Raw genomic sequence first — 7,037 nt, 5'->3', positions numbered from 1 at the left:
GGGGCTGGAGGGCAAGGAGCACGACCAGGTGCTGCTGGGGGTCACCGGTTCCGGCAAGACCTTCACCATGGCCAAGGTCATCGAGCAGACCCAGCGCCCGGCCCTGATCCTGGCGCCCAACAAGACCCTGGCCGCCCAGCTCTATTCCGAGATGAAGAGCTTCTTCCCCGAGAACGCGGTGGAGTTCTTCGTCTCCTATTACGACTACTACCAGCCCGAGGCCTATGTGCCGCGGACCGACACCTACATCGAGAAGGATAGCTCCATCAACGAGCAGATCGACCGGATGCGCCACTCGGCCACCCGCGCGATCCTCGAGCGCGACGACGTGATCGTGGTCGCCTCGGTCTCCTGCATCTACGGCATCGGCTCGGTCGAGACCTATACGGCCATGACCATGACCCTGGAGCCCGGCCAGCGGATCGACGAGAAGCGGCTGATGGGCGACCTGGTGGCCCTGCAGTACAAGCGCAACGACGCGGCCTTCGAGCGCGGCTCCTTCCGCCGCCGGGGCGACACCCTGGAGATCTTCCCGGCCCACTACGAGGACCGCGCCTGGCGCATCAGCCTGTTCGGCGACGAGATCGAGACCGTCACCGAGTTCGACCCCCTGACCGGCAAGAAGACCGCCGACCTGGAGGGGATCAAGATCTACGCCAACAGCCACCACGTCACCCCGCGCCCGACGCTCAACCAGGCGGTCATCGCCATCAAGGCGGAGCTGAAGGAGCGCCTCGACTGGCTGGTGGCCAACGGCAAGCTGCTGGAGGCCCAGCGCCTGGAGCAGCGGACCAATTTCGACATCGAGATGATCCAGGCCACCGGCTCCTGCGCCGGCATCGAGAACTACAGCCGCTATCTCTCAGGCCGCCGCACCGGCGAGCCGCCGCCGACCTTCTTCGAATACATCCCCGAAAACGGCCTGCTGTTCGTCGACGAGAGCCACCAGTCGGTGCCCCAGATCGGCGGCATGTACCGCGGCGACTACCGCCGCAAGTTCACCCTGGCGGAGTACGGCTTCCGCCTGCCGTCCTGCCTCGACAACCGCCCGCTCAAGTTCGAGGAGTGGGACGCCATGCGGCCGGCGACGGTACACGTCTCGGCCACCCCGGGCGACTGGGAGATGGAGCGCACCGGCGGTGTGTTCGCCGAGCAGGTGATCCGCCCCACCGGCCTGATCGACCCGCCGGTGGAGGTGCGCCCGGTGACCACCGGCGGCTTCAGCCAGGTGGACGACGTCATCGACATGGTCCGCCAGACCACGGCCAAGGGCTATCGCAGCCTGATCACCGTGCTGACCAAGAAGATGGCCGAGGATCTCACTGAGTACATGCACGAGCAGGGCCTACGCGTGCGCTACATGCACTCCGACATCGACACCATGGAGCGGATCGAGATCATCCGCGACCTGCGGCTAGGCGCCTTCGACGCCCTGGTGGGGATCAACCTGCTGCGCGAGGGCCTCGACATCCCCGAATGCGGCCTGGTGGCGATCCTGGACGCCGACAAGGAGGGCTTCCTGCGCTCCGAGACCAGCCTGATCCAGACCATCGGCCGCGCGGCGCGCAACGTCGACGGCCAGGTGATCCTCTATGCCGACCGCATCACCGGCTCCATGGAGCGCGCCATGGCCGAGACCAGCCGCCGCCGGGAGAAGCAGGAGATCTACAACCTCGAGCACGGCATCACGCCCGAGAGCATCAAGAGCTCGATCAAGGAGATCCTGGCCAGCGGCTACGAACGCGACCGCCCCCTGGTCAGCGCCGGGGTGGCGGAGGACTCAAAGCCGTTCCTCGGCGACAACTTCAAGGCCACCCTGCGCGACCTCGAAGCCAAGATGCGCCAAGCCGCCGCCGACCTGGAATTCGAGACCGCCGCGCGGCTAAGGGACGAGATCAAGCGGCTGAAGATGCTGGACCTGGAGTTTGCGAACGACGTGCTCACGGCGCCGGGCGAAGAGGTGGATCGCGGGGCGGTGAAGCGGGTGAAGGCCGAGGCTCGGGCGGAGGCGGCTGAGCGGTTCCGGAAGGGGAAGTTGTAGGGGGGGTCAGGCCGCGCGGACCGCCAAGGTCAAACCCGAAGCCCGCTGAAGCTCGCCGATCACCGCGAACAGGTTCTTCGCCGCCGGATTCCCTTTGGGCCCAAACATCCGCATCAGGCTCTTCGACGGCGTGCCGGTCCTCTCGGCCAACGCCTCGAAGCCGACTGTCGCCTTGATGTAGTCGCGTAGAACCGCCTTGCCGGTCTCGACATCACCTTCGAGCAGCGCGTTGACTCCCTCTGTCAGCAAGGCTTCCCGGAACGCAGGATCGCTTTGGACCCGGGCCAGAACGGTCTCCTTGAATGCACGAGTGAGCGCCATCAGGTCTTGCCTTTCTTTCGCGCCTTGTAGTCGGCCCAACGCGCCCTGGCCGTGTAGATGTCGCGTTGCTGGCGCTTCTTTGTCCCACCGCAAAGCAGGATCACCAACTCCAGGCCGTCTTTGCCAAAAATAGATTCGATAGCCAGGTCCGAAATCGAGCTTGCACTCCGACACGCCCTCGCCCACCGGCTCGACGTTCGAGATATTCCCGCGCTCGATCCTGGTGAGAAACACCACAATCCTCGCAGCGGCCTGAGGGTCCAGTCCACTGAACCACTCACCAAAGGGACTGCGACCCGACGCGTCGAGATACTCGTCCAATCTAATCCTATGGTTCCATATATGTTACCATTTGTCAATCCGCGAGCGTGAAAGACGAGTTCATCATGCCTGGCGACACGCGGGCGGCCAACACAATGTTGCTATTTTGTTCCCATCCGACTAGCTTTGATTGGTCACATCTTGGGGCGCTCCAATGCCGTTATTCCAGGTGCTCTGTCGCGTAGACGCCTTCGTGGACTACTGCGCGGAGGTCGACGCGGACTCCGCGATCGAGGCGGCAGCGGTAGCACGGAACACCCACCGCGCCGTCGAGTGGAGGCGCGCTGGCGGGCACGAGTTCGAAGCGGCGCGCTACATAACGCTCGACGCGGACGGCGAAGAGATTCCTGAAACGGAGTGCGGCGATATCTGATGCTTAGGAGCCGTTAAGAGGCAGGGCCGCAAGCTCGGACTCATGCCGAGCGACGAACACGATGCGCCCGCGTTCAGCCTGGGTTTTGGAGAGGCGCCAGCGCATTTCGAAAGCGCGTCGCAGAAGGCGCGCGTATGGACCGAGCATTGGGTTCTGGCCTCGCTGTTCTGTCCAAATTGCGGTGCCGACCGGTTCGACAAGTTCGAGAACAATCGACCTGCCGCGGATTTCTTCTGTCCTCGGTGCTGCGAAGAGTATGAACTCAAGAGTCAGAAGGGCCGCTTTGGCGCGAAAGTCGTCGACGGCGCCTACGGTTCCATGCGCGACAGGATCGCCGCCCGAAACAACCCAAACCTGATCCTCCTGAATTACGATTTGGCGAGTCACGGCGTGACGGACGTGTTCGTTGTTCCCAGGCACTTCTTCGTCGCCGACATCATCGAGGAACGAAAGCCACTCGCGCTTACCGCGCGGCGCGCCGGATGGGTCGGATGCAATATCCTGATCGACCGGATTCCGGCTGCGGGCAGGATCGCCCTCGTTCGCGACCGCCAACAGCTGCCTCGAAAGACCGTCTTGGACGCTTGGCAAGACACGCTCTTCCTACGCGACCAAGCGCTTGAGTCTCGGGGTTGGCTGATCGAAGTGATGAAGGCCGTCGAGGACATAGGCCGCCTGGAATTCACCCTGGCCGACGTCTACGGGTTCGAGGATCGCATCGCCGCGCGCTACCCCAACAACCGGAGCATTCGCCCGAAAATCCGCCAACAACTCCAGGTCTTGCGTGATCAGGGCTATCTCGAATTCTGCCGACGAGGCGTCTATCGCCTTCGCACCTCATAGCTTCCCCTCCCGCCGCCCGTGCCGCAATCGCGCTAGACATCAAATGATGCTATCATCCGTGCCTATCCCCGGAACCCCACCATGCGCACCACCCTCGCCCTCGACGACCATCTCCTCGCCGCGGCCGAAGAGCTGACCGGCCTCAAGGAGAAGTCCGCGCTCGTGCGCGAGGCGCTGAAGGCGCTGATCGAGCGGGAGAGCGCGCGGCGGCTGGCGCGGCTGGGCGGTAGCCAGCCGGATCTGAAGCCCGTTCCCCGGCGGCGGTCCGCTTGATCCTGGTCGATACGTCGGTCTGGGTCGATCACCTGCGGAGCGGCGACCCGGACCTCGCGGGACGGCTGGAGACGGGCGAGGTGCTGAGCCATCCCTTCGTCATCGGCGAACTGGCGCTCGGGAACCTGGCCCAGCGCGCGACGGTGCTGGAGGCGCTGCGCAACCTGCCCCAGGCCACGCCCGCCAGCGACGATGAAGTGCTGGGCTTCATCGAGGCCGAGGCGCTGCACGGCCTGGGCGTCGGCTATGTGGACGCGCACCTGCTGGCCTCGGCGCGCCTCACGCGCGACGCCCGGCTCTGGACCCGCGACCGGCGATTGCAGGAGATCGCGGCGCGATTGGGTGTCGCCTGGACGCACCCCGCCTAGCGCGACGCCAGCACGCTCATCGACGGCAGTTCGGTCTGCAGGCGGACCACGGTGGGGGCCTTGAGCTTGGTCGCGGCCCGCTGCGCCATGTCGCGGCGGCACTTCAGGGTGGTCACGTCCATCTCACGCGCCCCGTCCAGGCCGCGGGTCTCGCAAAACAGCGACGCGGCGTCGTTCATGCGCTGGACGGCCAGATAGGCGCCAGCCTTGGTGTCCAGGTTCAGGTCGCGCACCTTGACGACCATGGCCGATTCCGCGTGAGCGACTCCGCTCATCAGCAGCGACATGAGGGCGAGGTTGGCCAGGTGTTTCATCGCGATCCCCCTGTCAGGCGGGCGCTTTCCCAATGGCGATATGCGTTCCCGCGCGGGTCTCGACACCGAGGGGGAAGGTGCGCGGGCGCACCTTCCCTTAGGCGTTCAGCGTTCCGCCAGAATGATCGGCGGCCGTGCTCCGGATTCATCGTACCGAGCGGTCACCAGCGGCGCGTCGAGCTTGTTGACGGCGAGGTACATCATCCTGTCCCGGCACGCCCGGGCGTTCGAGCGTTCCTGGAGGGTCGTCACCCGCGCAGTGTCCTGGCAGAAAACCTTGGACGCGGACTTGATGCGGCGTAGCGCCCGCTCGGCGCCGGTCCCGGCGCGCAGGTTCAGGTCCCCGACGGCGACCTTCATGTCGGCCCGCTCCCCCTGCGCCAACGCAGGGGTTCCGACGAACGCCGCACCCAGGAACGCGGATGCGGTCACAATGGCGATTAGCTTCGATTTCATGGTCTGAGCCCTCGTTTTGGTGGATGGCTTCAAGTCAAGGGACCCGCGCAAGCAGAAGCTGTCGCCCGCCCTCTCAACCAGAAGCGAACGCCAGGCGAATTCCTCGGCGATCAGGCCGAGCGCGGGTCGAGTATGCTTGTGCGGCGCCGGACGCTTGCCGAGCGTGGCCGGGGGGATCGCCGCTGTGTGACGGTCGGGCGGCGCGGGCGCGCCGCTTCATACCCTACGAAACAACGCACCTGGATTGCCGATCCAGAGGCGCACACGTAAGTGGAGAGCCATGACACCCCCTCCTACAGTCTAGGATCGCAAGTGATTGAGTTTTCGTCCCTTGCGGGTAGTATTACTACCGCATTTCAAATATACCATCATCTCATTAGCTGTCATCTGGTTTATTGAAGATAAATACTATTTAATATGTTCAAAGCTAAGCTTTCTACACAGCCCAGGTTGCTGGAACGGTCTGGAAGCTTGGCTAGACGCGCAGCGCCCCGCCTCACCCGAACCAGCCCGCCTTCTCCAGCGGGATCTCCGCCACCACCCTCACCACCCCGCCCTGGCGGCGCTCCACCTGCAGGGTGTCGATGAGGCCGGTGATGGAGAGGTCGCGGGCGTTGATCGCCGCGGCGGCCTTCCGGGCGGCGGCGTAGTCGTGGTCGGTGGTGACGGTGATGTGCGGCAGGTAGGGCATCGCCGGCCGCAGGGCCGCCTCGATCGGGCCGACGTGCAGGCGGTCGTGCAGGCGGGCGATGGCGCCGAACCCCTCGTCCGGGATCAGGAACACGTGGAAGCCCCCGCCGGCCGGCTCCGGCGCAACCAGGGCGCAGCGCAGGTGGAAGCGGATCGGGGCCACACCCTTGACCTGGGCGGCGACCAGTTCGGCGAAGGCCTTGGGCGGCATCTGGGCGCCCGGGAAGACCAGGGTGAACTTGGGCGGGCCTGGATTGCCGGTGCGCTTGCGGCGGATATCGGTCAGCCAGGCCAGTTCGGCCTTGTGGAACTGGGGTCTGGCGACGACTTCGAGCACTTCCATGGATATCCCCGCCGCGGCCGGCTGTTCGGCGATGCTACACCGATCTCCACCTAGACGCGCGAAGCTGGGCTGCTGCGTGTCACCCAAATTCAACACCCGACGAATAGTCGTGCTTAACGCCGCGCCATCGGCTAGCGCGGGTGGAACTTCGGCCCCACCTCAAACGTAGGCACTACAAAGGGCGTCCCAAGTCGAAGCGGTCCATGGGGGACCTCAGGCGCGCCTCGGGGATAGACATATGTCGCCTCCGCTCTCCGTCGTGGCCGACAACTCGGCCCCTCAAGCTAAAGCCGCGCCGAAGCTCAACGAGCTGTCCGAGCGCATCCGCCACCTGCAGGCCGAGGCCAAGCACTTGGCCCGCGAACATATCCGCAGCCTGGAAGCCGCGCTGATCGAGGTCGAGCGCCTGTCGGCCGAGATCTCCGAGGGCGGCGAGGCCTATCCCGCCGGGGTGCGCGACATCGCCCGCCGGCTGGCCGAGGACTGCGAGCACAAGGTCCAGGCCATCGAGGCCATCGCGTCGCGGAACTAGACATCTCCAGATCCTCCCCTTCTGGGGGAGCAACCATGTTCAAGTTGCGGGTTGTTTGACCCATGGCTGGCCGCGTCCGAGGACGAGGTTGGCGGCCTCGATGAGTTTTCGCATGACCGCGACGATGGCGAGCTTGGCGGGTTTGCCACGCTTGAGGAGTTG

The 7,037-nt window shown here is 65.1% G+C and carries 10 protein-coding genes; 6 read left to right on the top strand and 4 right to left on the bottom strand.

Features of this window, described 5'->3' with window-relative positions:
- Positions 1-2,041, top strand: a 2,041-nt coding sequence (uvrB, locus tag Q8Q88_RS05360; RefSeq protein WP_305674169.1) for an excinuclease ABC subunit UvrB, incomplete at its 5' end; no start/stop codon positions are given.
- A 6-nt stretch (positions 2,042-2,047) separates the two neighbouring features.
- On the opposite strand, the gene Q8Q88_RS05355 is transcribed toward uvrB, so the two are convergent.
- Positions 2,048-2,683 (bottom strand): hypothetical protein, encoded by a 636-nt coding sequence (locus tag Q8Q88_RS05355; RefSeq protein ID WP_305674168.1) that lies wholly within the window; start codon positions 2,681-2,683, stop codon positions 2,048-2,050.
- Between the two features lie 154 nt (positions 2,684-2,837).
- Here Q8Q88_RS05355 and Q8Q88_RS05350 point away from each other — a divergent pair, with 154 nt between their 5' ends.
- From Q8Q88_RS05350 to Q8Q88_RS05335, 4 genes are all read left to right on the top strand, one after another.
- Positions 2,838-3,056, top strand: a complete 219-nt coding sequence (locus Q8Q88_RS05350; protein WP_305674167.1) for a hypothetical protein — start codon at positions 2,838-2,840, stop codon at positions 3,054-3,056.
- A gap of 42 nt (positions 3,057-3,098) precedes the next feature.
- Positions 3,099-3,899: a DpnI domain-containing protein gene (locus Q8Q88_RS05345; protein WP_305674166.1), complete on the top strand. Its 801-nt coding sequence runs from the start codon at positions 3,099-3,101 to the stop codon at positions 3,897-3,899.
- A gap of 81 nt (positions 3,900-3,980) precedes the next feature.
- Positions 3,981-4,172, top strand: coding sequence for a type II toxin-antitoxin system VapB family antitoxin (locus Q8Q88_RS05340; RefSeq protein ID WP_305674165.1), 192 nt, complete (start codon positions 3,981-3,983; stop codon positions 4,170-4,172).
- Positions 4,169-4,540 carry a type II toxin-antitoxin system VapC family toxin gene (locus tag Q8Q88_RS05335; protein WP_305674164.1) on the top strand — a complete coding sequence of 124 codons (372 nt, stop codon included), beginning with the start codon at positions 4,169-4,171 and terminating at the stop codon, positions 4,538-4,540. Before Q8Q88_RS05340 ends, Q8Q88_RS05335 begins: the two co-directional genes overlap by 4 nt.
- On the opposite strand, the gene Q8Q88_RS05330 is transcribed toward Q8Q88_RS05335, so the two are convergent.
- The 3 genes from Q8Q88_RS05330 to Q8Q88_RS05320 form a co-directional block, all read right to left on the bottom strand.
- Entirely contained in the window at positions 4,537-4,854 is a 318-nt protein-coding gene (locus Q8Q88_RS05330) for a UrcA family protein (RefSeq protein WP_305674163.1), read from the bottom strand. The two genes, Q8Q88_RS05335 and Q8Q88_RS05330, sit on opposite strands and share 4 nt — an antisense overlap.
- A gap of 105 nt (positions 4,855-4,959) precedes the next feature.
- On the bottom strand, positions 4,960-5,310 hold the full coding sequence (locus Q8Q88_RS05325) for a UrcA family protein (RefSeq protein ID WP_305674170.1): 351 nt from the start codon (positions 5,308-5,310) through the stop codon (positions 4,960-4,962).
- Between the two features lie 496 nt (positions 5,311-5,806).
- A complete protein-coding gene (locus tag Q8Q88_RS05320) occupies positions 5,807-6,343 on the bottom strand; it encodes a 2'-5' RNA ligase family protein (protein WP_305674162.1) in 537 nt (178 codons plus the stop codon).
- A gap of 238 nt (positions 6,344-6,581) precedes the next feature.
- Here Q8Q88_RS05320 and Q8Q88_RS05315 point away from each other — a divergent pair, with 238 nt between their 5' ends.
- Complete coding sequence (locus Q8Q88_RS05315; RefSeq protein ID WP_305674161.1) at positions 6,582-6,875, top strand: hypothetical protein; 294 nt, start codon at positions 6,582-6,584, stop codon at positions 6,873-6,875.
- Positions 6,876-7,037 lie beyond the last annotated feature (162 nt).

The organism is Phenylobacterium sp. (assembly GCF_030697925.1).
In the GTDB taxonomy this organism is placed as follows: Bacteria; Pseudomonadota; Alphaproteobacteria; order Caulobacterales; family Caulobacteraceae; genus Phenylobacterium.
The sequence above is the reverse complement of the archived record's forward strand: the minus strand, read 5'-3'. Positions and strand labels throughout refer to the sequence as shown.